The sequence below is a fragment of the Burkholderia sp. AU30280 genome (genome assembly GCF_020420125.1).
GTDB lineage: Bacteria > Pseudomonadota > Gammaproteobacteria > Burkholderiales > Burkholderiaceae > Burkholderia.
The window spans coordinates 1-25,867 of sequence record NZ_JAIZRY010000020.1 but is presented as its reverse complement, the minus strand read 5'-3'; the positions used below and the strand labels follow the sequence as shown (position 1 = coordinate 25,867).

Here is a 25,867-nt window from a genome sequence, read left to right as displayed (position 1 = left end):
CATCCTTCGAAGTCGGCCCCGGCCGGGGTCGACCCGGCCCGGAAAGACGCTACACTGCGCGAGTTCCCGCACCTGCCGGGAGCGTCAGGACACCGGGCCCACGGATGGCAAGCACGTAACGATGCAATGGCCCGCCCCCTGACGCATTCGAACAAGTAGCCCGGTTTGACACGCCGCGTTCGCGGCCATTAAAGTCGCATCGCGGGCCGGTGGGTCAAGCACACGCCCGGAACAGGCAACCGATGTTCCAGGACTACGGGGCTACCCCGTGGATCAGATCGACACCCCGATGCGTCGCAAGGAGCACGGTTGCGCGATGCGCAACACGACTCCTCGCAGCACCAGTCACGTTGGCTCACCGTCCCGCCCATCGATTCCCATGTCCGGCTCCCTGTTCGACACCACCCGCACGATTGCCGAAGCCATGCTGGCCGGTGCGCCTGAACGCGCCGGCGTCCTGTCCCGGATGGCGGCCGTGCTCGGCAGCGTGCCACCGTGGACGCACGAAGTCGCGGATGCCGCGCTCGCCCGCTTCGGTGCGCGCTGGGACGACGTCGACATCGGGACGCTGGCGGCGGTCCTCGCCGATGCGCCGGCTTTCGTGCTCGCCTGGTCCGGCAACGATCGGCCGGCCGCGATCCGTGTCGTGCGGCGCGCGCCGGTGCAGCGGCCGTTGCCGGCGCCGCTCGCCGGCTGCGACGTGCCGCAATGGGCGACGCCCGGCGATCTTGCCGGCTGGCTCGGCGTGAGCGCGCCGGCGCTCGACTGGCTGTCCGACCACTGGCGTGTCGACGCGCGCGGCAGCGCCACGCCGCTGCATCACTACACGTACGTGGCGCACGACAAGCGCAGCGGCGGCAGCCGTCTCGTCGAAATCCCGAAAGGCCGGCTGCGCGAAGCGCAGCGCCGCATCCTGCACGGGCTGCTCGATCGCATCGCGCCGCACGGTGCCGTGCACGGTTTTCGCAAGGGGCACGGCATCGTGTCGTTCGCGGCGCCGCATGCGGATCGCGATGTCGTCGTCCGTTTCGATCTGGCGGATTTCTTCGTATCGATACGCGCCGCCCGCGTGCACGCGCTGTTCGTCACGCTCGGGTATCCGGCCGAAGTCGCGCGGACGCTCACCGGGCTGTGCACCAATCGCGTGCCGTCCGCGCGGCTGCGCGCGCCCGACCTGCGCGACCGGTTCGACTGGATCGGCCGCCAGCGCTATCGCGAACGGCATCTGCCGCAAGGGGCGCCGACGTCCCCGGCGCTGGCGAACCTGAGCGCATTCCGGTTCGACATGCGGCTCGCCGCACTCGCGCGATCGCTCGGCGCAACCTACACGCGCTATGCCGACGATCTCGCCTTTTCCGGCGGCGGCGCGCTGGCGCGCGACGTCGAGCGGCTGCAGGTCCGGGTCGCCGCGATCGCGCTCGAGGAGGGCTTTGCGCTGCAACTGCGCAAGACGCGCGTGATGCGGCGCGGCATGCGGCAACAACTGGCCGGCGTGGTCGTCAATCGTCATCCGAATCTGGCGCGCGACGAGTTCGATCTCCTGAAGGCCATCCTGACCAACTGCGTCCGGAGCGGGCCGGCGTCGCAGAATCGCGAGGCGCATCCGGATTTCCGCGCGCATCTTGCCGGGCGCGTCGCGCATGCGGCCGCGCTGAACGCGGCGCGCGGCGCGAAGCTGCGCGCGCTGTTCGACCGGATCGCGTGGGAAGCCCGCGACGTCTGCAGGTAAACGGCCGGTTCGCATCCACGCCGGCCGTCGGATTCTGCAACACGGCGCCCAGCACTGCTATCATTCGCGCCATGCCGCGCCGTGCCAAGTGCGGCGCTTACTTGCCGCAGCCGCTCGCCGTGCCTTCGTCCATGGCGGGTTGCGCGTTGCCGGCCCGGTCCTGTCTTGCCATTGATTGACGCGTGACGTCGTTTAGTGCGTATCGCGCAAGCCATGCCGGCTCAGGCATACGAGTCATACATTTGACAGCCCCGATCGGCGGAACTTCGTGGTAGGTTCCGCCATCGGAGCTTTTTGCCAAAACATGCCCAAAGAGGATGAATACATGACCCAGGCCCTGCAGGAACTCGAAGCACAACTTCGGGACCTGAACATCAAGCTGTCGGACGCGAAGCAGAAGGAGAAGCAGGCCGCGCTCGCGGCATTCAAGGAACAGGTCGAGCTTTTGGGAATTTCGCAGCAGGAAGTACTGAGCGCGCTTGGCTATATCGTCCAGCGAAAACGCAAGGCGCCTGCGAAGTACTACGATCCGACGACCGGCCGCTCGTGGTCGGGCCGCGGCCCGCGGCCGAAATGGCTCGAAGGCAAGGATCTCGATACGCTCGCCGTCGACCGCGGGGCCAAGACCTGGTGGCCCGGAGACGACCAGGGCTGAAGCCGGCCGGGCCGCGAGGCCGCCCGGCGCCGTCCGGTTCGCGCAAGCGGGCCGGCCGGCAACACTGCGCCAATATGCTGTTTTTCATCCGGTGTCCGGCCTGACCGCGACATTGCCGGCCTCGCCGCCACCGGATCGCCGTTTTTCCCTCCCGTTCGCTGCCCGCCGATTCCCGCCCGCCGCCCCGCAAGCGGATGCCGACGCGCGCGCGGACCATCGCCGGCGGCGGGTCCGCCGGCCCGTCGGGCACGGGCACAGGCCTTAGAATGTCGCCGGACAATCGTGGCGGGACACCATGGCAGCAAACATGAAATCCTCGTCGCTCGGCGGCCCGTCGGCCCCGCGCGCGGAGCAGGTCGGCGCGTATGCGTGGAAAGCGCTGGCCGGATCGGCGATCGGCTATGCGATGGACGGCTTCGACCTGCTGATCCTCGGCTTCATGCTGCCGGCGATCACGGCGGCGCTGCACCTGACGCCCGGGCAGGGCGGCGCGCTGGTCACGTGGACGCTGATCGGCGCCGTCGCCGGCGGCATCCTGTTCGGTGCGCTGAGCGACCGTTACGGGCGCGTGCGCGTGCTGACCTGGACGATCCTGCTGTTCGCGATCTTCACCGGGCTGTGCGCGTTCGCGCAGGGTTTCCGGGATCTGCTGGTGTACCGCACCATCGCGGGCATCGGACTGGGCGGCGAGTTCGGGATCGGCATGGCGCTCGCGGCGGAAGCGTGGCCGGCCAGCAGGCGCGCACGCGTGTCGTGCTACGTCGCGCTCGGCTGGCAGGCCGGCGTACTGCTGGCCGCGCTGCTGACGCCGTTCCTGCTGATGCACGTCGGCTGGCGCGGGATGTTCCTGGTCGGCGTGCTGCCCGCGCTGCTCGCCTGGGCGATGCGCAACAAGCTGCACGAGCCTGAAGCGTTCGTGCGGCGCGCGGCCCAGCCGAAGCCCAACGCGTTTCGCCTGCTCGTCGCGGACGGCCGGACCGCGCGCACGAGCCTCGGCATCGCGATCCTGTGTTCGGTCCAGAACTTCGGCTACTACGGGATCATGATCTGGCTGCCGACCTTCCTGTCGAAACAGATGGGCTTCTCGCTGACGAAGTCGGGGCTGTGGACGGCGGCGACGGTCGTCGGGATGATGATCGGCGTCTGGGTGTTCGGGCAGCTGGCCGACCGCATCGGGCGCAAGCCGACGTTCCTGCTGTACCAGCTCGGCTCGGTCGTGACGGTCATCGCGTATGCGCGGCTGTCGGACCCGGCCGCGATGCTGTGGGCCGGTGCGCTGATGGGCATGTTCGTCAACGGGATGGTCGGCGGCTACGGAACGCTGATGTCGGAAGGCTATCCGACGGCCGCCCGCGCGACCGCGCAGAACGTGCTGTGGAACATCGGCCGCGCGGTCGGCGGCTTCGGCCCGGTCGCGGTCGGCGCGCTGGCCGCGCACTACTCGTTCCAGACGGCCATCGCGCTGCTCGCCGGCCTCTACGTGCTCGACATGGTCGCGACGCTGTGCCTGATTCCCGAGCTCAAGGGCGTCGAACTCGAATGAGCGCGGCGATCGCGCGCCCCCAACGATCTCACCGGAAACCACGATGCAGCAGCAGAACAAGACGATCGGCGTGATGGGCTCGGGCAAGGCGCCGTGGCTCGCGTTTTCGGAGCCGCTCGGCGCCTGGCTCGCGCAGGCCGGCTTCAACCTGCTGACGGGCGGCGGGCAGGGCGTGATGCTGGCGGTTGCGCGCGCGTTCGCCGGCGTGCCGGGGCGGGCCGGCCGATCGATCGGCATCCTGCCGACACAGGCCGATCCGCACGCGGGCTTCGTGCCGCTCGACGGCTATCCGCATCCGTTCGTCGACATCCCGATCCTCACGCCGCTGCCGCGCCGCGAGCCGGACGCCGCCCCGGATACGATCAACCGCAACTACGTGAACGTGCTGAGCAGCGACCTGATCGTTGCACTGCCGGGCGGGCACGGCACCGCCGAGGAAATTGCGCTCGCGCGGCGCTGGCGCAAGCCGCTCATTTGTTTCGGGCCGGACGGGGCGTTTCGTGAGCTCGCGGCGGGCGCCATGTGCACGTCGTCGCTCGATGACGTGATCCGCTTCGTGGAACACGCGTTCTCGACGGAGCAGGCGCTGCGATAGCGCGACGATCAGCGTCGACGCGTGTGCGCCGCGACGTCCGCGCGGCATGGCCGGGCCTGCCGTTGCCGGCCGTCCGGGCGACAAAACGCGACGAAGTAAGACGAAGCGCGACGTGCCCGCGTGGGACGGCAGTATCGGACTGGTCCGATTCAATGAGGTCAGTGCGCACGATACCCTTTGAGGGTCCAGGAACGGCCGGTCGTTGCGCTCGCCGGTTCGTCCATCGCCTTTGACCCTCCGGCCCGGTTGCGCGCCGGCTCATCCAGGAATCCGCCATGCCCCAATCCGTCGAACTTGCCGGCGCGATCATCTTCGGTCTCGCGCTGCTCCACACCTTCTTCGCGAAGCGCTTCGAAGTGCTCGCGCATCGCCATCCGCGCCACGCGGGCCTGTTCCATTTTCTCGGCGAGGTCGAAGTCGTGTTCGGCTTCTGGGCGCTCGTGCTGCTGATCGCGATGACGGCGCTGGCCGGCCCGACGCTCGCGCTCGACTATGCGGAATCGCGCGAATTCACCGAGCCGCTGTTCGTCTTCACGATCATGGTGATCGCGGCGAGCAAGCCGATCCTCGACGCGGTCACCGGCATCGTGCTGCGCATCGCGCGCATGCTGCCGGTCGACACCGGGGTGGCCGTCGTGTGGTTGTCGCTCGCGCTGATTCCGCTGCTCGGCTCGTTCATCACCGAGCCGGCCGCGATGACGCTCGCCGCGCTGATCCTGCGCGACCGGCTGTTCGGCGCGCCCGTCAAGGAGTACTGGAAGTATCTCGCGCTCGGCGTGCTGTTCGTCAACGTGTCGATCGGCGGCACGCTCACCGCGTACGCGGCGCCGCCGGTGCTGATGGTCGCGTCCGCGTGGGGCTGGGACAGCACGTTCATGGCCGCGCAGTTCGGCTGGAAGGCGCTCGTCGCGGTGCTGATCAACGCGAGCGTGCTGACCGTGCTGATGCGCGGCGCACTGGCCGCCGCGCCCGCGCCGGCCGCGCAGCCGGACGCCGTGCGCGTGCCGGTGGGCGTCACGCTGATTCATCTCGGCTTCCTGGTCGGCGTCGTGCTGAGCGCGCACCATCCGGTGATCTTCATCGGCCTGCTGCTGTTCTTCCTCGGCTTCACGCACGCGTACGAGCGCTACCAGTCGCCGCTGATGCTGCGCGAAAGCCTGCTCGTCGCGTTTTTCCTGGGCGGCCTCGTCGTGCTCGGCGGGCTCCAGCAGTGGTGGCTGCAGCCGGTCGTCGAGTCGATGGACGCCCATGCGCTGTATGCGGGCGCGCTCGGCCTCACCGCGATCATGGACAACGCGGCGATCACCTATCTCGGCTCGTTGATCGCGGGCGTCCCGGACGAAGCGAAGTACATGCTCGTGGCGGGCGCGGTCGCGGGCGGCGGCTTGACCGTGATCGCCAATGCGCCGAACCCGGCCGGGCTCGCGATCGTGCGCAAAGGCTTTCAAGACGAATCGGTGAGCGTCGGCGGCTTGCTGGCGGCGGCGATCGGGCCGACGCTCGTCGCGACGGCGGCGCTGCTGCTGCTCTGACCGGCGACGCCGACCGGATATCGGACCCGGCTGATTCACTTCGCCGGCCCGCTACGCAACAATGGCTGCATCGGCGGCGGGGTGTGCCGTCGGTAGGGTGATCTGGTTGGGCCGTCCGGTGTCGGGCGGCCCGTTTTTTCGCCGGATCGCCGGACCGCGCGAACGCGCAAGCGTGAATGTCCTGTGGCGGCCGGTGGGCGCGGTCGCAAGCCGATTTCATATCGGCGGGTGTTTGGAAAATTCACGCTGCCAGATGCGAGCACAGGGCATTCGCGCTTGCGCGTTCGACGTTCAGGGCCGCCTTCCACCGCGACGATCGCCGCTCGCCGCTGCCCGCCTTCTTGTCCTTGTCGCGATTTTCCCGGACAACCGGACACGAGAATCAGCCTGGTCCTACTGCCGGATCGCATGCGGACCCGGACAATGAATTGAACGGTCAACCCGGCGCCGCGGTTTCGTGAGCGACGCGCACGAACCGCCGGTACCCCGCACGAAGGAGACTCCATGAACAAGATGCGTACCCTGTCCGCGCTGCCGCGCCTCGCGATGTGGCAGCAGATCCTGCTGGCGATGCTGCTCGGCGCCGCCGTCGGTCATTTCGCCGGCGAGCCGGCCACGCTGCTGCAGCCGCTCGGCGACATTTTCATCTCGTTGATCCGGATGTGCGTGATTCCGGTCGTGTTCGTGTCGCTCGTGTGCGGCATCACGTCGTTGTCGGATCTCGCCGCGATGCGCCGGATCGCGTGGAAGTCGATCGCGGTCTACGCGGTGCTGATGGCGTCCGCCGCCATGCTCGCGATGGCCGCGGCGACGCTGGCCGGGGTCGGCAAGGGCTTCAGCCTGCCGGCCGGCATCGACGCCGCGCAGCTCGGCGCGACCGCGTCGCTGAAGGACGCGCTGATGGCCGCGATCCCGTCGAACCCGTTCAAGGCATTCGCCGATGGCGCGCTGCTGCCGACGATCGTGTTCGCGGTTTTCTTCGGACTCGCGATCAACCTGTCCGGCGAGCGCGGCGCGCCGGTGCGCGCGTTCTTCGACAGCCTGTCGGCGGTCGTGTTCCGGCTCATCGGCATGGTGCTGAAGTTCGCGCCGGTCGGCGTGTTCGGGCTGATCGCCTACGTGACGGCGGACCACGGCTTCTCCGCGCTGGGCCATCTCGGCACGCTGGTCGCGGTCAACTATGTCGTGCTGCTGGTCGTGATGCTCGTGTTCAGCAGCCTGTTGCTGGCGCTGCGCGGCCTCAAGCCGTGGCCGTTCCTGCGCAAGATGGTGCCGGTGCAGCTGTTCGCGTACTCGTCGGCCAGCAGCGCCGCGACGCTACCGCTCAATCTCGAGACCTGCCGGACGCGGCTCGGCGTCGACAGCCGCATCGCGAGCTTCGTGCTGCCGCTCGGCTCGACGATCAACATGGCGGGCCTCGCGGTCTATCTCGGCACGGTTGCGATCTTCGCGAGCCATGCCTACGGCATCGAATTGTCGGCGGGGCAGATGGCGATGGTCGTCGTGACGACGACGCTCGCGTCGATCGGCGCGGCAGGCGTGCCGGGCGCGGCGCTCGTCGTGATGAGCCTCGTGCTGGCGTCGGTCGGGCTGCCGATCGAGGTGATCGTCGTGATCGCGGCGGTCGACCGGCTGATCGACATGGCGTGCACGGCCGCGAACGTGACGGGCGACACCGTGGCCGCCGTGCTGGTCGCGCGGGCGGAAGGCGCGCTCGATATCGAGCAGTACAACCGGACGTAACAGGATGCGGTGCAGGCATACTGCCTGCAGATGACAGGTCGAACCGGCGACGTTCTCGCGGCGCGCCGGTTCTTCGTTTTTCGGCTGTCGTGCCGGCCTGCACCGGCACGTGGCGCTTCATGAGAACACTTCCATGCCTATCGCTTTTCGGTATCCGCTGATCGTCGCGCTCGCGTTGGCGACCGGACACGCCGTCGCGCGCGATCGCGCACAGTGGCCCGCGCCGGCACAGGATGGCGCGCCGCTCGTCGGCGTGCAGGTCAAACTGCAGTCGTTCACGGCGGACGACGCGCAACGCATCCGGCGCGCGGGTTTCGGTTTCGTGCGGATGGGCGTCTGGACCGACCGGCTGGAGCAGCCCGCCTATCGCGCGGCATTCGACGCCGCGGTCGCGACGGCGCATGCCGCGCAACTGCCGGTGCTGCTGACCATTCGCGCCCTCGAACCGCTGGCGCCGCGCGATGCCCCGCCCGACCGGCGCGCGGCCGCGCTCGCCGAAGCGGGCGCGAGCCTGGCCGGCACGGTGACTCAGCTTGCCGACGCGTACCGTGCGCGGCTGTTGGCGATCGAGCTGTGGAACGAACCCGATCTCGGCAAATACTGGCCGACCGGGGATGTCGACACGACGTTCGCGCCGTTCATGCAGGCCGTCTGCGCGCGCTTCGGCGCGAGCCGCCCGCGCGTGCCGGTCATCGGCTTTGCGTTCTCGCGGGCGCCTTTCGCGGGGTCGGCGCCGGATCGGCTGCTGGAACCGCTGGCGCCGTCGCTGGCCGGATGCGTCGACGCGATCTCGTACCACGCCTATGGCATGACGCCCGCGCAGATTCGCGCGGCGGCGCAGGATGTGCGGGCGCGTTACGGCCTGCCGGTCGCCATCACCGAGGATGGCGCAACGTCGGCCGGCGTCGAGGGCGACCTGCGTCAGGTGCAGCGCCTGACGACGCTATTGCGGGCGTCGGGCGAGCTGGCGACGCCGCTGATCTCGATCTACGAATGGGCCGACACGCCGAGCGGCCCGGACGCCGCGCAGCGGAACTACGGCCTGGTCCGCGCGGATCGCACGGCCAAGCCGGCGCTCGACGCGGTGGAGCAGACGCTGCGCGCCGGACAGCCGCGCGCCCGCTCAGGCCGGCCGGGCGGCGGCTGACGCGCGGGCCGTACGCAGCGGCCACAGCACCGCGACGAACAGCGCCACGCTCGACAGGTGCCGCGTGTAGCTGCCCAGATCGGGTTCGAACAGCATCGACACGGCGACATGGCCGAGCACCAGGCAGGCCAGCGCCTCGCCCCCGCGCAGCGACGCGGCGCCCGTGCCGGCCGCCGGCGCGACGCGCGGCCACGCCGACGCGAGCACGAACGCGATGAAGCCCTGCATCGCGACTCCTTTCACGTCGAACGAGAACAGGATCGGCAGGTTCAGCCGCACGACCGAGTACGCGTAATTGCCGACGAAGTGCACGAACGAATCGGGCGGATACGGGTTGTAGAAGCTCGTCCGCGCGCCGAACGGCGATTCGTAGACGAGATAGTCGACCGCCATGTCGCGCGGATGCTGGAGCAAGTAGTAGACGGCATCCGGCAGCGCGATCAATGCCGCGCCGAGCAGCAGCAGCCCGACGGCCTTCAGGGGCAGAGGCACCCGGCGAAACGCCCACGCGCCGCCCGCGCACAGCACGATCAGCACGAAATAGCTGCGGATGAACGCGGCGTAGCCGGCATAGAGCACGACGGCGGCCGCCAACGTCCGCATCGTGCCGGCGCGGCGCGCGACCCACGCCAGCAGCACGGCGATCAGCACGACGAGCGTGTCCTTGCTCGCGACGAACAGGTTGAAGAACAGGCAGGGCGCGATCAGCACGAGGTTCGCGCACAGCGAGCCCGCGCGGCGCGTCTGCCGCAGCGCGAGCCAGATGAACAGCACGCCGAGCGCGGCGACGAACACGCTCGTGCCGGCATTGCCGAGCGCCTGATAGAAGCGGCCGACCGCATCGAACGACGTGCCGTCGTAGGTCGCGCCGCCGCCGATCTGCGTCTCGATCTTGTCGGCGTCGCGGAAGATGAACTCGGGCAGCAGCGCACGCGCGTTCGCATAGACCGCGAGATACAGCAGCGCGACGCATGCGGCGATCGCATCGACGAGCCGCCGGCTCAGCAGCGGCCCGCTCGCCATCAGTCTAGGCAGCATCGGCGGCTCCCGGTTCGGCGCCCGCCGTGCGGGCCAGGCCGGACGCGACGATCCAGATGAGCGCGGCGGCGATCGCGACGCTCGCGGCGAGATGCGCGCACGCCGCGCCGAGCGCGCCGAGGCCGCGGACGAAGCCGATCGACACCGGCAGGCATACGAGCGTCAGCCCGGCCATCGCGAGCGCGACCGGGCGGCCCGCGCGCAGCGCGACGGCCGCCGCCCACAGCACGTCGGCGAGCGCGCGCAGCACGAACGACATCAGCAGGATCGCGAGGCCGGCGGCCTGCAGCGTATCGGCGGGTTCGTGCGCGAGCCGGAACAGCGGCCCGTGCAGCGCGGCGATCGCGACGGCCGCCGCGGCCGTCAGCGCGAACGACGCGCCGATCGAGCGCACGAGTTCGCGTCGAAACGCGCCGGGCGCCGCATCGCGCGCGCGCACCAGGCGCGGCGCGGCGACCGCGACGACGGTTGCCGCCGCGACGGTCTGGATCGCATTCGCGATCGACCAGACGAACACGTAGCGGCCGAGTTCGGCGGCCGGCAGCACGCCGGCTGCGGCGAAGCGTTCGAGATATTGCAGGACCGACATCAGCAGCAACGCGACGAAGAACGGCAGGCCGTCCAGCCAGACACCCGTCAGGTCGCGCGATGCGTGCGGCCCGGCCGGCGCCCGCGACGCCGGCAGCGCGCGCGCGACCCGCGCGATGACGAGCCAGCCCGCCGCGACGACCGCGACGTCGGCGGCCAGCCAGAGCCCGAACAGCCCATCGATCGACCCGATCGCGCCGGCCGCCAGCGCCGCGATCGCGACGCCGGCCCAGGCGCCGGTCCGCACGAACAGCAACCAGGACGCGGCCCGCGCGCGATGCAGCGAAAACAGATAGGTGTTGACCTCCAGCGCCGCGTGTTCGGCGCAGGCGATCAGCGCGACGAGTGCGAGCGGCAGGTGCGGCAGCGTCGCGACAGGCAGCATGCCGGCCGCCCAGCCGGGAACCGCGAGCGGCGCGCAGAGCACTGCATACACGATGCCGTAGAGCGCGAACAGGCGCGTCGCGGTGCGGATCGCATCGGCCGGCGCGTCGCCTGACAGCCGCCGGTTCAGCTCGGTGCTGAAGCCGAGCCCGAGCACCTTCGACGCGACGACCGAGGCCGCGACGGCGAAGCCGTAGGCGGCGACGGCGTCGAAGCCGAGCGTGCGCGCGACGACGATCGTCAACGCGAACTTCATCGCGAGCGAGCCGACGCGCAGCCCGAGGCGGGATCCGAGCGCCTTCATCGGGCGGAGGGCCGGTAGACGGCGTCGTGCAGCGTCGCGACGAGGGTGTCGCGCGCCGACTGCAGGCGCGCGAGCCCGCCGCGCGTTGCGTCGCGGAAACGGTCGAGCGCGCCGGGGGCGAGCAGGGTGTGCGCGACCGCCGCCGCGTCGAAATCCGCCGCGTTCGCGACCCAGTCCGCGACGCCGAGATCGGCGTAGGCGCCGAAACCCTTGCGCTCGTAGCTCAGGTGGTACGCGGGCACGCCGTGCAGGATCGATTCGAGCGCGCCGTGCAGGCGCACCGACACGACGGCGTCGGGCGTGTCGTGCGCGAGCACGTGCTTGAGCGAATGCGCCGCGTCGATGCCGAGCGAGCGGTAGTACGCGCTGTCGTCGTTGCCGCGGCCGGTGCTCTGGACTGCGAACGTCAGCCGGCACACGGTGCACAGCCGCTCGATCAGCGCGGCGGTCGACGCGTGGTAGCGCGCGCGTTGCGCGGCAGTCCACGCGGGCGGCTTGCGCAGCACGATCGCGACATGCGCGGGCGCCGCGCCGGGCGCGGGGCGGCGCGCCGCGAACCCGGCGCGGCCGCGGCCGAATTCGAGCACCGCGAGATCCGGCGCGCGTCGCGTGTTCGCGTTGCGCGCCAGGAACGCGGCCGAGCGGTCGTCGCGCACGAATACGTCGTCGAACGACGCGAGCATCGTCCGCATGTGCGCGGCGAGCCACGACCGGCTCGCGGCGGGCCCGATGCTTTGCGGCAGATAGACGGTCGGCTTGCGCGCGGCGCGCGCCAGCCGCATCTGCAGCAGGTGGCCGGCCTCGAGCTTCAGCGCTTCGGTCGCGCTGCGCGCACGCAGGTAGCCGCCGCCGACGCCGACGATCAGGTCGACGCGACTCAGCAGGTTGCGCAGTGCGCCGAGCGACGGATTGAGCACGAGCGGCAGCGGCGCGACGCTCGCCTGCGCGAGGCGCGCCGTGCCGCGCGCCGCCAGCACGGGGGCGGAATGGACGTCGGGCAAGTGCGCAAACGATGCCGGATCGGCCGCGACGACGGAGACCCGCACGTGCGGGCCGAACGCGTCGCGCAGCAGGCCGATCGACAGGTCGACGAGCAGGCCGTCGCCGGAATTGCGCGTGCTGTACGCATGCAGCAGCGCGACATGAACGGGCTGGTTCATCGAGCGGGTTCCTCGAGCAGGTTCTGGTAGACGGCGAGCGTGCGTTCGACCATCGCGTCCGCCGAGTAATGGCGGGCGGCGAGCGCGCACTGCCGGCGCATGTCCGCGAGTCGCGCGGGAAAATCGGCGAGGCGCGCCACCGCGTCGGCGAATTCGCCGGGGCGGTCGTCGTTGCCGACGGTCAGCCCGACGTGGTAGCCGTCCACCAGTTCGGTCGCGCCCGCGACGCGGGTCGCGACGATCGGTACGTGCGCGGCGACAGCTTCGATGCAGACGTACGGAAAGCCTTCGTAACGGCTCGGCAGCGCGAACGTGTCGAACGCCGAGAAGTAGCGGCGCGCGTGGTCGATACGCCCCGCGACGCGCAGGTTCATCGGCAGGTCGTTCGCTTCGGCACCGGCGGCCCGGTTGAAGTCGCCGGAGCCGATCGCGACGATCTGCAGCCGGTCGTCGTAGCGCGCGGCGAGCGCGCGTGCGATGCGCACCAGCCGGTCGACGCCTTTCTGCGCGTCGAAGCGGCCGACGAAGCCGACCACGAACGCGTCGTCGGCGACGCCGAGCACGGCCCGTGCGGCGGCGCGCGGCAGCAGTGCGGGCGGCGTCACGCCGTTCGGGATCGTGCGGATGCGTTCGCGCGCGATGCCGAGCGCATGCAGGTGCTCGGCTTCGTCGCCGGAGACGGCGATCACCGCGTCGGAGCGGCGATTGCCGAGCCAGCGCTCGATGCCGCCGTAGAGGCAGCGCTTCGCGGCGGACAGCGTCGGGTTCAGCGTATAGACGGCATGCGGCGTGTAGACCTGTTTCCACGGCCCCGTGCACAGGCGCGCGAGCGCGCCGGCCTTCGAGCTGTGGCTGTGGACGACGTCCGGCTCGATCGCGTTCAGCAACCGGTGCAGCGCGCGCGCGGCGCGGGCATCGTGCAGGCCGACCGAGCGGCGGAACGGCAGCCGATGGAACGATGCGCAGTGGATCAGCGCGCGGGCCAGGATCGCGTCGTCGAAACGTGCGCCGAGCGGCGCGACCAGGTGGATCTCGACGTTCGCGCGCGCCCTGAGGCCGGCGATCAGGTCGACGAGGTGGACGGCGACGCCGCCGCCGGCCGCCTCGACCACCATCGCGATGCGCAGCGGCGGGCCGCTGCGGTCGGGCAGGCGAACGGGGGCGGCGGCGGGTCCGGCGCGGTGCAGGTCGGTATCGGCGACTGTCATTTCGCCCTCCCGGTCAGGCGGCGCAGCGCCGCGCGCCAGCCGCGTCCGGACGTATCGTCGGACTCGTTCGCGTAGCGGTATTCGGTATAGCGATAACCGCCGTATTTCGTGCCGTACGCGCAACGGCCGCCGCGCGGGTCGATGCCGTTCAGGACGACCTTGGGCGCCGCGCTGCCGCGGCCGGCGAGACGCTTCGCGGTCTCGACCAGTTCGCCGGCCTTGGTGCGGCCGGCGCGCACGACCAGCAGGATCGCGTTCGCGTGCGTGCCGAGCCAGCTTGCGTCGGCGGCGGCGAGCACCGGCGGCGCGTCGATCACGACCGTGTCGTAGTGCGCGCGCCATTGCTCGAGCAGCGCGCCCAGGCTGGCCCGCTGCAGCAGCGCGGCGGGTGCGTGCGGCAAGGCGCCGGTCGCGATGAAGTCGAGATTCGGCGCGACCGCGCGGTGCACGACGCCGTCGGGCGCGGCGTGTCCCGCGAGCGCATCGGCGAAGCCGTTGTCGCGCGCGACGCCGAAGACCTGGTGCAGATGGCCCTTGCGCAGATCGCCGTCGATCAGCAGCACGCGCTTGCCGTCCGCCGCTTGCACGGCCGCGAAGTTCGCCGCGACGAACGACTTGCCGGCGCCCGGCACCGGGCCGGTGATCAGCACGACCGCATGCTCTTCGTGCGCAAGCGAGAAATGCAGCGCGGTCTGCAGGCTGCGCAGGCTTTCGATCGCCGGCTCGTACGGCTCGGCGAGCGCGAGCAGCGACGGGCCGGCGTCCCCGCGCCCGATCGCGCGCGTCATCGCGCGCTGGCCGTCGGCCGACGGCACCACGGCCAGCACGGGCAGCCCCGCGTGCCGTTCGATCTCGTCGATGCCGCGCAGGCCGCCGTAGAGGAAGTCGCGCGCGAACGCGACGAGCATGCCGAGTGCGAGCCCGACCAGCGCGGCGACGCCGATCACGACCGGCCGGTTCGGCCGCACCGGATCGTCCGGCACGACGGCCGTATCGACGACGCGCACGTTACCGGTCTTGCCGGCCTTCACCAGTTCGAGCTGCTGGATGTTGTTCAGCAGCGCCGTGTAGAGATCGGTGCCGACCTTCACGTCGAGTTGCGCGCGCACTTCGTCGCGCTGCCGTTCCGGCAGCCGCGCGATGTTCGTGTCGAGCAGGCCTTGCTGGCGCCGCAGCGTCGCGAGCTGGGCGTCGAGCGCGGCCATGTCGGGATGGGACGGCATGAAGCGCCGCGACAGCTCGTCGCGTTTCTGCTGGAGTTCGAGCACGCGCGCCTGCACGTCCACGCTCTGCTGCAGCGCGAGCTTGCCTTCCTCGGCGAGGTCGATCGAATGTCCGCTGCTGCGCAGCGTCGCATAGCGCTGCTCGGCCTGTTCGAGCTGGCGCTTGACGATCGGCAGCTGCTCCTGCAGGAACGCGAGCGAGCGGGCGGCTTCTCCCGATCGGCGTTCGACGTTCTGTTCGACATAGCGGTTCGCGAGCGCGTTGAGCGTCGCGCTGATCGCGGCCGGATCGTCGCCGCGCAGCGTCGCGACGAGCACGCCGGACTGCTTGATCTTCTCCTGCACGTCGAGCGCGGTGCGCAGCGCATCGATCGTGTCGGCGCGGCCGTTGCGGATCAGGCGGAAGCGCGTGCCGGGCAGCGCGTCGAAACCGGCCACCTCGATGGACAGCGGGCCGTAGCGCGTGGCAAAGGTTTCGGCGCGACCGATGCGGCCGATCGCGTCGTCGGCCAGATCCGGGCCGGACAGCCGGTAGTGCTGCGCGTCGATCCGCGTCAGGCTGAACGTGTCGCCTTCCGCGCGCCGCGGCACGTCGAAGCGCGTGACGTGCGCGCTTTCCTGGCCCCAGGCGTAGCCGCCGATGCCGAGCAGGCCCGGGCGCACCGCGCCGTCGTTGAAACGCGACACGAAGCCGCCGATCAGCGGAAAGCGCTTCGGCCTGGCGACGATGTAGCTGCGCAGGTCGTCCACGGCGCGCGTCACCACGAGCCGGGACGACAGGATCTGCGCCTCGGCCGACGCCGGCGCATTGACGTTGAAGAACGACGCGGCGTCGCCGAGCAGGTTCTTCGCCGCGGTGTCGCCGCCGTCGTCGGTCTGGATCATCAGGTCGGCCTGATAGGTCGGCGGCGCGAGGAACGCGTACAGCGTGCCGATGCCGATGCCGGCGGCGGTCAGCGCGGCGATCGTCCAGCGCATGCCGCCGAGCACGTCGAGTGCGTGAATGAGGTCGAACTCGCTGTCGGTGGCGAGTTCGCGGGAAGGCGGTGCGGTCATGATGTCGTTGAGGAGGAAAGGTCGGCCGGCCGGTCGGGCCAGCGCGCGAGGATGAGCGGATGCCAGCCTTCGACGGCGGCGGCGATCAGCGATGCGCAGCGCACGAAGGTGTCGCGCGTGCCGCGATAGGGATCGGGAACGTCGAAGCCGGCGCGCGCGCCGCCGGGCGCGCGAGCGTGCTCGCCGAGGCGGAACACGCGGCCGCGCGCGAACAGGTGCCGCGATTCGAGATCGCGCTGCTGCGCGCGGTCCATCACGAGGATCAGGTCGGCCTGCCGGCACAGGTCGACCGTGACGGGGCCGGCCACATGGGCGTCGAGATCGAGCCCGAGCTCGCGTGCGACGTCGCGCGCGAGCGGATCGGCCGGATGCCCGACGCGCGCGGCCAGGCCGGCGGAGCGAACCGTCGCGTGCGGCAGCCGCGCGGCCAGCAGCGCGGCCGCGATCGGGCTGCGGCAAAGATTGCCTTCGCATACGACGAGCAGGGACGGGCGCGCGCTCATTTGGTTGCGATCGCCGCGGCGGCGCCGGTGTTGACGCTCGGCAGCAGCAGCGCGAGCACGCGGCTGAAGCGGACGAGGCCGTTGCCGTCGACGTAGACGATGTCCTTGGGCTCCAGCTCGAACTCGTTCGCGAGCACCATCGCGACGGGCGAGCGCGCGTCGAGATGGAACACGGTTGGCGTGCCGCGCTTGCCGCCGCGGATCACGAACATCTGCGCGGCGTCCGCGGTGTTCGAATTGATGCTGCCGGCTTGCAGCAAGGCATCGCTGAGTGTGAGGCGGCCGTTGCGCTTCGGCAGCGCGAGCAGCGGGCGGTTGACTTCGCCCATCACGTAGACGCCGTTGTCGTCGCGCGCGGCGATCTTCAGCAGATCGCCGGCGCGCAACACGATGTCGGCCGGATTGCGATGCGCACGGATCATGCCGGCGAGATCGACGCGAACCGGCACGCCGTCGCGGACCAGCGTCACGTCGCTCTGGTCGGCCGCGGGCGTGAAGCCGCCCGCGCGGGACAGCGCGTCGGCGAGCGTCATCGGCACGTCGTTGACGGCCAGCGCGCCCGGCGTATGCACTTCGCCGTCGACGTAGACCTGCTGCGAACGGTACGACGCGACCCGCAGCGTCACCTGCGGATCGCGATACACGCGCGCGAGCGCCTGCGCGACGCGCGCCTGCGCATCGGCGGCGGTCAGTCCGGCGACCTTCAGCTGGCCGGCGTACGGAAACGCCAGGTTGCCGCGATCGTCGACGACGAACCCGGCCACCGGATCGGCCGCGCGCGGCGGCGTCTGCTGCGATCCGGGCTGCGCGGCGGCGAGTTCGGGGTGATCCCACACGGTGATCTGCAGCACGTCGCCGGGGCCGATCCGGTAGGACGACGCGCGCGACGGAGCGGGGGCGGCGAGCGTCGCGAGCGCGGCTGCGTCCACGGCGCGCTGACGCTGGATCAGCGCCGGGTCGATGGGCACGATGGGTACCGGCAGGCGCGCCGGCGGAACGTTCGCCGATTGCGACGATGCGGCTGGCGATACCGGCTCGTTCGCGGCCGCGACGGCGGGCCCGGCATCCGATGCAGGGGGGAGCCGCAGGCTCTGGACGAATGGATGATCCATCCGCATGCCCGGCGCGAGCGCGCATGCGGACAACAGCGCACTGGCCGCCGTCGCGAGCGCGAGGCCGCGCATGACGCGCCAGCCATGTCCGGCCCGTGTCGGGGCGTTCGAGGTTTTCATCTGCTCTTTCCTTGATGGCGGCGCCGGGGATGCGGCGGCCGCGCGCGTTCCGCCCGGGGTATCCGGGCAACGCGGGTTCAGTGGAGAGCGCGCCGCGTTCGCCGTTGAAGCGAACGGGTCTGCCGCTCAGTAAGCGTTGGGATGCACGATCCCTTTCAGGACGGTCGCGCCGATGATTCGCAGATCGAGCGAGAACGACCAGTTGCGCAGGTAGTACAGGTCGTACTCGATGCGCGACTGCATGCGTTCGACGTGTTCGGTCGCGCCGCGCAGCCCGTTGACCTGCGCCCATCCCGTGATGCCGGGCTTGATCCGGTAGCGGTGGATGTAGCCGTCGACGAGCGTGCGGTACTGCGCGTCGTGTTCCACCGCATGCGGGCGCGGGCCGACCACCGACATGTCGCCGAGCAGCACGTTGATGAACTGCGGCAGCTCGTCGAGGCTGGTACGCCGCAACAGCGCGCCGACGGCCGTGACGCGCGGATCGTTGCGCGTCGCCTGCGCCACCGTGCCGTCTCGCTCGACGTGCAGCTTCATCGTGCGGAACTTGTAGATGTCGAAGGTTTCGCCATCGGCGCCGCGACGCTTCTGCGTGAAGAACACCGGGCCCGGCGACGACAGCTTCACCGCGACGCCGATCGCGAGCAGCAGCGGCATCAGCGCGATCAGTGCCGCGGCCGCGAACACGCGATCGAATACGGCCTTCGCCATCCGTGCCCGCAGCGACAGGGGCGAAACCGCGAGCGAGATCGCGGGTTCGCCGAGTATTTCGTCGACCTGGCTGCCGAACAGCGCAAGCTGGCTCACGTCGGGCAGCAGACGCATGTCGACGAAGTCGTGACGGAATTCGTCGATGACGCTGACGATCGTGTGCTCGTCGCTCAACGGCAGCGCGATCCAGATTTCGCTCGCACGCTGTTGCCGCACCTGCCGGGAAAACGCAGCGAGGTCGTGCAGAACCGGCAACGCGCCGTCGATCGGCGTGTCGTGGGCCGACGTCTGGCAGATCGCGACGAGCCGGAACGGCGAGGACGCGCCGCCGATCCCGGCGGCCAGCCGCGCGATGCGCTCGCCGGTTCCCACGATCGCGATCGCCCGGTGGCGCCGCGGCGCGCGCAGGCGGCGGCATCGCCACAGAAAGAGGCCGATGCGAAACGCCAGCAGCGCGATCGCCACGCCGAGCGTCCATCGTATGAACCACGCAACCGATGCGAGGCTGACGGCGGACAGCGCGATCATCATCGCGAACACGCTGCCTTGCGCGACGAGCCACAGAGCCAACGTGCGCAGCAGGTAGCGCGTCGCACGTGCGCCGGCGTCGTTCAGGGTCCGATCGGAGAGACTCAGCAGGAACGTCGCGAACAGCGCGCTCGATGCGACGAGCAGCGTTTCCGTACGGAGCGCCGCGAGCGACCACATCGACTCGCCGAGCATCGTCATCGCGATCGTGACGATCATGCCGATATCGATCAGGAATACGATCAATTCACGATGTCGAATCGGGTTTTTCTGCATTTCACGTTGCCTCGAAACACGACGGCGCAGTACATGCGGATTGCGCTCGCATGCGGATTTCGAGGCCGCCTCGGGTATCTGATTCCTGTTGTCTTGATCCGCAACGCGCGATGCAATGCACGGCGGATCGTTTGATTCATTCTATTGAGCGCGATCGCGTTGAACCATCGGGCAACGGGAGGTTCGGTGGTGTTTGAATGTCAGACCAGTCCGGTTCTGTCGTCCGGATGCCTTGCCGTGCTCGCGGACTTCGCGTGATGACCGAACGGCAAACGGGGGGCGCAGTGGCGGGACGCTGCGAGGCGATTTCCACGCGCGAATTCGGACCAGGATGATTTACGCCGTGGCGCGGGCGATCGACAATCTCCCGTCGCCGCGCCCGTTCGTGCTCGTTCGGCTGCGCGGCCGCCTTGTCTACCTCTCGATGACGGAGCATCGACCCGATGTCGCTTGACCGCCTGTTACCTGAAATCCTGTTCGGCTTTACCGGCCTGGTGGGGATCATCAACCCGATCGGCATGGCGTTCGTGTTTCTCGAACGCACGCAGTCGATCACCGATGCCGAGCGCGCGCTGCTCGCCAAGAAAGTGGCGACGAACATCTTCTTCACGCTGCTGGTGATCTTCTTCGCGGGCGCACCCGTATTGAACTTCTTCGGGATCTCGATGGAGGCGCTGCGGATCGGCGGCGGGTTCGCGGTGGCTGTCGCGGGGTGGCACATGCTGAACGCGCCCGACGTGCCGGGTGGCGATGCGGCCGGCCCGAGCGGCGACCTGAACAGCCTGATGGCGCGCGCGTTCTTTCCGCTTGCCGTGCCGCTGACGATCGGCCCCGGTTCGATCGCGGCGGGCATCGCGTTGCATGCGAACCGCGCGCATAGCGTCGGCGACTATCTGGTTTCCGGCGTCGTGTCGCTCGCCGTGGCCGCACTCGTGTCGCTCGTGATCTGGCAGGTGTATAGCCGGGCGACCACGCTTGCGCATTATCTCGGTGCGGAGGGCACCAAGGTCGCGATGCGCGTGTCGGCGTTCCTGCTGCTGTGCGTCGGCGTGCAGATCATGTTGACGGGCCTGTCGGAGTTCCTGTTGCCGCTGGCGGGGCAGGGGCGCTAGCCGTCGAGCGCCGGTGCATGCGCCGGCGCGCATGATCGGAACAGGCCGATGGAGTCGGCGTGCAGTGCGCGCGAGCCTGCGAGGGGCGGCGTGCTGATAGTCAAAACCCTTTTCACTCTCGAAACCATCTTGGTGAGCAAGCTCATAACCCGGCGGGGCGTATCTCTGATCTTGCTTGCCAGCGTTAACACGTCCAATCTGATTCTTGAGCCATCTTCATGCTCAGCGCCGACTGCGCGCGCGTGAGCCGGCCGACCGGATCGTACGCATACTGGATCTCGCCGCGCCGCAGGTCGGCGATCTGGGTCAGTTGCCCCGCCTTGTCGTATTGGTAGCGGCGCTCCGTGACCTTGCCACCCGTGCCTTGCAGCGTCTGACTCCTGACGGCCGCCGCTGCGTTTCACCCCGATCAGGGGAGAAACGAGTAAGTGCACGTGGGTCGATTTCCGGACCACGTTCGAACATCTCGCCCAGAAACATCAAGGGCCGCTTACGCGGCCCTTGATGTTTCACTGCTCTTTTCGGATGCGGTCCATCAATCTGGAGCAAAGTGGCTGTGCAAATCCGAACCCGTATCGTTGATTGGAACTCTGTTCCCGTCACGGTCTTCGGTACAGATAACAAATCGTTCAACGGTTTGATCTACCACGCGCGCACCGTCGACAACTGCAAATAGGCCAAAGAGTGCGCCTTTTACGGATTCCGCGATTACCCGATCCAACAACTCACGATCGTGGTCGTTGAGGCTCGAACGCCACGCGGCTACATCTACCAAGAACTTTTCCGGTTTCCTGCCCGGAGGAGCCGTGAAGAGCTCAATTAAGTCATTGATCGTCGCGTCCCTCACGTGCTCGTCTATCAGTGAAAGTAGTTCGGCAGTGTTCATGTGCTTAGCTCACACCTTGGTTATTTCTTCGCGAACGCACCGGGATACGTCTGCTTGTTAAGGTCAATCAAGCGCCGCAAACATTCGTTTGATGCTCCGGTGCGGCTCCTGAGATCGCGAATATCTTTCGCGAGCAGATCCCGGGTGGTGCCAGTATAAGTGCCCTTGATCGTCGGAATTCGCAAATGCTCTGGCCTCGGAACAGCAATTGCCGGTGCGGTCTGATGATCGTAATTCGGCACTACCTGACCAGCCGGGTTGCTTTGCATCGCGTGGTGAATATCGAGGCCGTCACCGGATACAGAGCGCTCCTTCAGTTTGTCATACGTACCAACATCGTATTTGGAACATGGATCGCAAGGGCAACGAGCGAGCCCAAGGGGATCGATCCAGCCAACCGGATTGGGCGCGTACTGATAGACGTTGAGACCACCGGCCAAGCCGATCGGGTCCTTGCTGATGAAGCGTCCACTACTCGGATCATAGTACCGATGCCGGTTATAGTGCAGCCCCGTCTCACGATCAAAGTACTGCCCGGCGAAGCGCAGCGGATTGATGATCCCGGCCTTGCGCGCTGCATCGCTGATGACTTCCAGCGCGGCCCCCCAAGCCTTGTACCGCGCCGACCACGCCACCTCGCCAGCCTCGTCCGTCACCTCCTGCGGCGTGCCGATCTGATCGCAATGGTAGTACGCCAACGACGGGGCAGGCGCCTGTTCGTTCCCGGCCCGCTCCATCGGCACGCTCGCCCGCGCCAACGGCGTAAAGCTGCGCGGCTCGTACACGTAGTGCACGATCTCCCGACGCGCACCGACCGTCTCGTACGCCAACTGGTCGCCATCCCATCCGTACAGCGTCAGCCCGTAGCCGTGCTCCCGCGCCAATCGGGCCCGCTCCGCATCACGCCAGCCGCTGCCCGCACTCGCTCGGGGCGCCACCTGCGCCTCAGTGTGCTTCGCGATTCGCCGACCGAGTGCGTCGTAGACGTAGGTCGCCCGCATGTGTCGGTTGACGGCCACCGACATTCGCCCCAACGCACTCCATTCGAACGCGGTCGACTCCCCGTTGTGGGTGCGGCGCGTCAGGTTGCCGCGCTCGTCATATTCGAAACGCGTGCCGGCGTATTGCTTCAGCAGGTTATCCAGCAACGGCGCCGAGCGCTTGCCGCCTTCGGCGCCGATCCCGTGCTGATCACGCTCGCTCGCCTCCACGATATTGCTCGCCGGGTCGAACGCGAAGGTCTCCACGCCCAACGCCGACTGCGCGCGCGTGAGCCGGCCGACCGGATCGTACGCATACTGGATCTCGCCGCGCCGCAGGTCGGCGATCTGGGTCAGCTGCCCCGCCTTGTCGTATTGGTAGCGGCGCTCCGTGACCTTGCCACCCGTGCCTTGCAGCGTTTGACTCCTGACGGTCGCCGCTGCGTTTCACCCCGATCAGGGGAGAAACGAGTAAGTGCACGTGGGTCGATTTCCGGACCACGTTCGAACATCTCTCCCAGAAACGACAAGGGCCGCGTAAGCGGCCCTTGTCGTTCATTACCTCAGTCGAAAGCTCACGTCATTTCCCATGATCTGCAAGTCCTCAATTTCAAGTCGACCATCTTGAGGATATGGGCCAACCATATAAAAACCTAGTTCGGCGATCTCGCGTTCCAACCGATCTATCTCTACAAAAAGCTGATTGTTCGCTGCTTGCTCGAACTCCCGGAATAGTTGTTCGTACAAGCAGAAGCGCGGTGCGGGCGTAAAGCCTCCTAGCGTGAGTGCCTCCTTCGAGGAACTCACCGTGACCTCTCCCGCTAAATTTCCGCCGTGATCCATCAAGTAGAACTTCATCGTCGTGCGCACCGTGTGGTTGTCCCAAGTGCTTCGGAAAGCCCCTTAAGGTTTTCATCACTAAAGCCATCCGCACCATCAGGACGAACGATTCGAGCGTGATTTGGAAATTTGCTTGTCGGATCTTCAATTACCTCAAACCCAGCACTTCGGACGGCATCTGCCGTGCCTGATGCTATGGTTTCAATTGCCTTCAGCAAACCTGTTGCCTTCGGAAAGACATTCCTCATCTGTTGGGCTGCATTGCACGGACAACAGCTATGCAGGACCGAGATCCCAGGAGGATTGAGCCTCTTTTCTGGCTCTTTCAAACGAAGGTTATCGATTGCACTACCACCGATCCAATTGACACTTGTTGACCCGGGAATCGGGTTGCCTGATAGCCCCAGTGGATCAACCCAGCTTACCGGGTTCGGTGCGTATTGATAGACGTATCGATTGCTGTCGCTCGGAACTCACCCGAGAGACCCTTCGCTTTCCGAACGAGCTATTTCTTCGCTCATCCCAGAGCAGCGCAGGCCATACCCCATCCGCGTTTTATCGTATTGCCAAATACAACTCGCGCTGCTTGCCTTTCAGCCATTTTGGCAGTCTGCCCGACCCGTTCCATGTCTGCCCCGTTACCGGATCGCGGTAGATACTGTAGTCTGGATCTCAGGCTGTGCTACGGCAGGCCCCGATACGAGGGGCGAGTCGCAGCCATGTCGAACACTTCGCGCCGCGTCAACACGAATTGGTCAATCAGGCCCTGCACCTGCGCCAGCGCTTCACGCCGCTCCGTAGAGCGCAGCGCCTCAATACGTTCGTCGACCACGGCAAACTCGTGCCGCAGCCTTTGAACCTCGCTTGTCGCCGCACATCTCGGACAAGGTCCGTCACTCACGGTTTTCTCCGCCGACCTCGCCAGATTAGCCCCGCACTCACTGGCGAATCATGCCATATTCGTAATCAAGCCAATTAGCCTGCACGTATTTATCAAGTAGGACAAGCACATCATCGAGATCCACATCTCCCGGCACATTGAAAGAATAGAACCGCTCTCCCATTCCCTCCCATGTACAGCCCACCTCCACAAGAGCCTCTATAATCTTCTGAATCTGATTTACTCCATCATCAAAAACTACGATTCTGAACGTACTATTTTCGCCAGGAACCACAACTTCCTTAAAGATCAACTCTCTATCTACCCCAACTTCTGCCGAAACGGCATCACCAAGACTCGCATCTTTCGTATAAAACGGAATATTTACAATCTTAAACAACCCAGAATCCAGCCTCTCCGACCACACACTCTCCATGGATACCGGCGGATAGCCATCCACGACATTTAATTTAAAAAAAATCTTTTCCATCCTATCACTCCACGTACGAGTCGCTCTTATCAAGATTACACACCCGGCAAAGAACCTGCCCATTCTCCGGAGTCCCCGACCCGTTCTTCGCCTTGGGTTTTTTGTGATCGACATGCGCCTCATTATCCGGAGGCGTAACGCCCTTTTGATGTTGGACGGCATTTATCACATCAGTGTTGCATTTTTCACATGTCAGCGAACCGTGATTCCTAATGTTCTCCGCTTTTACAGCATCCTTTCCGGCTCGAGTAAAATCTTTCCCCTTTCTACTTCCAGGGAGGCTAAGTCTTGCTAAACCAAGAGGATCGATCCACTCGATTGGATTAGGCACGTACTGATAGACGTTGAGACCACCGGCCAAGCCGATCGGGTCCTTGCTGATGAAGTTTCCCGACGTTGGATCGTAATACCGATGCCGGTTGTAATGCAGCCCCGTCTACTTTTCAAAGTCACGTCGTACAGTTAAACGGAGGCTATTGCGTGCACTAGCAAAGATGTCCTCGACGTAGGCTGGCAGATAAAAGTTGATACCTCATTGGAATCCAAATGCGCCGAGAATTTCAGGCGATGGGAAGGATCGAACGTGTCAACGGCATCGAACAAGACTAACGGCTGATTGGCCCAGGTGATCGTCAATTTTTCAACGACGTTTACCGTATCGAAGTCGATTTGCTCGATTGCAACTCGCACATTCGCTTCACTATCGGCCCACTTCCAGCGAACGATCAATAGCCGGCTGTCAGATGTAGCGACCGCTGTTTGCAACGGCTCATCACCCAACACGAGCACATCTGATCCATGCACTGCCAACTTGCTGGAGTAGTCGGCAGATTGGCAGGCCAAATCGTAATCTGATGGGTTCCCACTCATGCCATTCCATAGCGATGCCTTTGCTTCCTCCATCACGACCAGTGGTCCGCCGGAACTGCTGATCCAGTCTGAAATAACGAACTTATTCATTGGCCGCTCCTTCTCTTCGCCCGCGTGACTTGGCCAGCTTGTTTGAGGCTGCACCGCTTAAAGTGAGGATACAGGCGCTGGGGCTTTCCTTGCACGTTCAGCGCATTCGGAGTTTGGTGGTCGGGAATGAAATCTCCGCTCTTCGTACCGGGGTCTGTAGAACCACACGTGTGGCAACCGTCTCGATAGCCGATCGTGTTGACCTATTGTCTCTCCTCTAAGGTAAAGTCGCGCGCTGGCCCCCGTGCTGGTATGAAGTCCGTGGCAAACGGGCCCGGCTTCAAGGTTTCGTCGTCTGCGAGACCGAATGGGTCAGTCCAAGAGATGGAATTGGGCGCATACGTGATAGACGTTGAAGCCGCCGGCGAGCCCGATTGGGTCCTTCGAGATGAAGCGCCCGGCGTTCGGATCATAGTACCGGTGCCGGTTATAGTGTAAGAAACGCTAACAGAATGATTTTTGAAGGTGTCGCCAGCAAATGACGCAGGCGGCGATTTTCATGAACGCCTCGTGTATGGCGGCGAGGCGCTCGAACCGAATGCGCAGGCGTCTGAAGTTGTGCAG

General features: G+C 67.1%; 24 protein-coding genes and 3 pseudogenes. 8 read left to right on the top strand and 19 right to left on the bottom strand.

The genetic code is table 11. From position 1 onward, the window contains the following. Positions 1-379 precede the first annotated feature (379 nt). The 7 genes from LGN17_RS33315 to LGN17_RS33285 all read left to right on the top strand — a co-directional run bounded on the left by LGN17_RS33315 (position 380) and on the right by LGN17_RS33285 (position 8,944). The gene (locus LGN17_RS33315; protein ID WP_226201102.1) at positions 380-1,729 is read left to right on the top strand and encodes a reverse transcriptase family protein; all 1,350 of its coding nucleotides are present in this window, start codon (positions 380-382) and stop codon (positions 1,727-1,729) included. A gap of 325 nt (positions 1,730-2,054) precedes the next feature. Beyond that, on the top strand, positions 2,055-2,384 hold the full coding sequence (locus tag LGN17_RS33310; RefSeq protein ID WP_059522924.1) for an H-NS family nucleoid-associated regulatory protein: 330 nt from the start codon (positions 2,055-2,057) through the stop codon (positions 2,382-2,384). A 295-nt stretch (positions 2,385-2,679) separates the two neighbouring features. Continuing rightward, on the top strand, positions 2,680-3,927 hold the full coding sequence (locus tag LGN17_RS33305; protein ID WP_226201101.1) for an MFS transporter: 1,248 nt from the start codon (positions 2,680-2,682) through the stop codon (positions 3,925-3,927). Between the two features lie 43 nt (positions 3,928-3,970). Beyond that, entirely contained in the window at positions 3,971-4,522 is a 552-nt protein-coding gene (locus LGN17_RS33300) for a DNA-binding protein (protein WP_226201100.1), read from the top strand. Positions 4,523-4,797: 275 nt separating this feature from the next. Next, complete coding sequence (locus LGN17_RS33295) at positions 4,798-6,054, top strand: putative Na+/H+ antiporter (RefSeq protein WP_226201099.1); 1,257 nt, start codon at positions 4,798-4,800, stop codon at positions 6,052-6,054. Positions 6,055-6,558: 504 nt separating this feature from the next. After that, complete coding sequence (locus tag LGN17_RS33290) at positions 6,559-7,797, top strand: dicarboxylate/amino acid:cation symporter (RefSeq protein ID WP_226201098.1); 1,239 nt, start codon at positions 6,559-6,561, stop codon at positions 7,795-7,797. Between the two features lie 133 nt (positions 7,798-7,930). After that, complete coding sequence (locus LGN17_RS33285; protein ID WP_226201097.1) at positions 7,931-8,944, top strand: glycoside hydrolase family protein; 1,014 nt, start codon at positions 7,931-7,933, stop codon at positions 8,942-8,944. Here LGN17_RS33285 and LGN17_RS33280 read toward each other — a convergent pair. From LGN17_RS33280 to LGN17_RS33245, 8 genes are all read right to left on the bottom strand, one after another. Continuing rightward, positions 8,921-9,982 carry a hypothetical protein gene (locus tag LGN17_RS33280; RefSeq protein WP_226201096.1) on the bottom strand — a complete coding sequence of 354 codons (1,062 nt, stop codon included), beginning with the start codon at positions 9,980-9,982 and terminating at the stop codon, positions 8,921-8,923. The two genes, LGN17_RS33285 and LGN17_RS33280, sit on opposite strands and share 24 nt — an antisense overlap. Then, positions 9,972-11,258 (bottom strand): polysaccharide biosynthesis protein, encoded by a 1,287-nt coding sequence (locus tag LGN17_RS33275; RefSeq protein ID WP_226201095.1) that lies wholly within the window; start codon positions 11,256-11,258, stop codon positions 9,972-9,974. Before LGN17_RS33275 ends, LGN17_RS33280 begins: the two co-directional genes overlap by 11 nt. Then, positions 11,255-12,418, bottom strand: a complete 1,164-nt coding sequence (locus LGN17_RS33270) for a polysaccharide pyruvyl transferase family protein (RefSeq protein ID WP_226201094.1) — start codon at positions 12,416-12,418, stop codon at positions 11,255-11,257. Before LGN17_RS33270 ends, LGN17_RS33275 begins: the two co-directional genes overlap by 4 nt. Next, entirely contained in the window at positions 12,415-13,626 is a 1,212-nt protein-coding gene (locus LGN17_RS33265) for a glycosyltransferase family 4 protein (protein ID WP_226201093.1), read from the bottom strand. The genes LGN17_RS33270 and LGN17_RS33265 overlap by 4 nt, the downstream gene beginning before the upstream one ends. Continuing rightward, the gene (locus LGN17_RS33260) at positions 13,623-15,905 is read right to left on the bottom strand and encodes a polysaccharide biosynthesis tyrosine autokinase (protein ID WP_226201092.1); all 2,283 of its coding nucleotides are present in this window, start codon (positions 15,903-15,905) and stop codon (positions 13,623-13,625) included. The genes LGN17_RS33265 and LGN17_RS33260 overlap by 4 nt, the downstream gene beginning before the upstream one ends. Then, positions 15,902-16,408, bottom strand: coding sequence for a low molecular weight protein-tyrosine-phosphatase (locus LGN17_RS33255; protein WP_226201091.1), 507 nt, complete (start codon positions 16,406-16,408; stop codon positions 15,902-15,904). The genes LGN17_RS33260 and LGN17_RS33255 overlap by 4 nt, the downstream gene beginning before the upstream one ends. Beyond that, positions 16,405-17,640 (bottom strand): polysaccharide biosynthesis/export family protein, encoded by a 1,236-nt coding sequence (locus LGN17_RS33250; RefSeq protein ID WP_226201090.1) that lies wholly within the window; start codon positions 17,638-17,640, stop codon positions 16,405-16,407. Before LGN17_RS33250 ends, LGN17_RS33255 begins: the two co-directional genes overlap by 4 nt. A 126-nt stretch (positions 17,641-17,766) precedes the next feature. After that, positions 17,767-19,155, bottom strand: a complete 1,389-nt coding sequence (locus tag LGN17_RS33245; protein ID WP_226201089.1) for an undecaprenyl-phosphate glucose phosphotransferase — start codon at positions 19,153-19,155, stop codon at positions 17,767-17,769. A 443-nt stretch (positions 19,156-19,598) separates the two neighbouring features. On the opposite strand from LGN17_RS33245, the gene LGN17_RS33240 reads away from it, so the two are divergent. Beyond that, the gene (locus LGN17_RS33240) at positions 19,599-20,267 is read left to right on the top strand and encodes a MarC family protein (RefSeq protein WP_226201088.1); all 669 of its coding nucleotides are present in this window, start codon (positions 19,599-19,601) and stop codon (positions 20,265-20,267) included. A 535-nt stretch (positions 20,268-20,802) separates the two neighbouring features. Here the strand turns inward: LGN17_RS33240 and LGN17_RS33230 are convergent. From LGN17_RS33230 to LGN17_RS33180, 11 genes and pseudogenes are all read right to left on the bottom strand, one after another. After that, complete coding sequence (locus LGN17_RS33230) at positions 20,803-21,153, bottom strand: hypothetical protein (RefSeq protein WP_226201087.1); 351 nt, start codon at positions 21,151-21,153, stop codon at positions 20,803-20,805. 20 nt (positions 21,154-21,173) lie between these two features. Then, positions 21,174-22,400 carry an RHS repeat-associated core domain-containing protein gene (locus LGN17_RS33225; RefSeq protein ID WP_226201086.1) on the bottom strand — a complete coding sequence of 409 codons (1,227 nt, stop codon included), beginning with the start codon at positions 22,398-22,400 and terminating at the stop codon, positions 21,174-21,176. A gap of 291 nt (positions 22,401-22,691) precedes the next feature. Beyond that, complete coding sequence (locus LGN17_RS33220) at positions 22,692-22,991, bottom strand: hypothetical protein (RefSeq protein ID WP_226201085.1); 300 nt, start codon at positions 22,989-22,991, stop codon at positions 22,692-22,694. A 537-nt stretch (positions 22,992-23,528) separates the two neighbouring features. Next, entirely contained in the window at positions 23,529-23,630 is a 102-nt protein-coding gene (locus LGN17_RS33215) for an H-NS family nucleoid-associated regulatory protein (protein WP_226201180.1), read from the bottom strand. Positions 23,631-23,655: 25 nt separating this feature from the next. Beyond that, positions 23,656-23,805, bottom strand: coding sequence for a hypothetical protein (locus tag LGN17_RS33210; RefSeq protein WP_226201084.1), 150 nt, complete (start codon positions 23,803-23,805; stop codon positions 23,656-23,658). Positions 23,806-23,911: 106 nt separating this feature from the next. Further along, complete coding sequence (locus tag LGN17_RS33205) at positions 23,912-24,343, bottom strand: DUF4265 domain-containing protein (protein WP_226201083.1); 432 nt, start codon at positions 24,341-24,343, stop codon at positions 23,912-23,914. Between the two features lie 4 nt (positions 24,344-24,347). After that, on the bottom strand, positions 24,348-24,653 hold the full coding sequence (locus LGN17_RS36930) for an HNH endonuclease (RefSeq protein WP_413227064.1): 306 nt from the start codon (positions 24,651-24,653) through the stop codon (positions 24,348-24,350). Then, a pseudogene (locus LGN17_RS33195) lies at positions 24,629-24,779 on the bottom strand (RHS repeat-associated core domain-containing protein); the annotation flags it as partial. The gene LGN17_RS36930 and the pseudogene LGN17_RS33195, both read right to left, overlap by 25 nt. 26 nt (positions 24,780-24,805) lie before the next feature. After that, positions 24,806-25,303: an Imm21 family immunity protein gene (locus LGN17_RS33190; protein WP_226201082.1), complete on the bottom strand. Its 498-nt coding sequence runs from the start codon at positions 25,301-25,303 to the stop codon at positions 24,806-24,808. A gap of 296 nt (positions 25,304-25,599) precedes the next feature. Continuing rightward, positions 25,600-25,741, bottom strand: a pseudogene (locus LGN17_RS36925) (RHS repeat-associated core domain-containing protein); the annotation flags it as partial. Positions 25,742-25,747: 6 nt separating this feature from the next. Continuing rightward, positions 25,748-25,867: pseudogene (locus LGN17_RS33180) on the bottom strand (IS5/IS1182 family transposase); the annotation flags it as partial.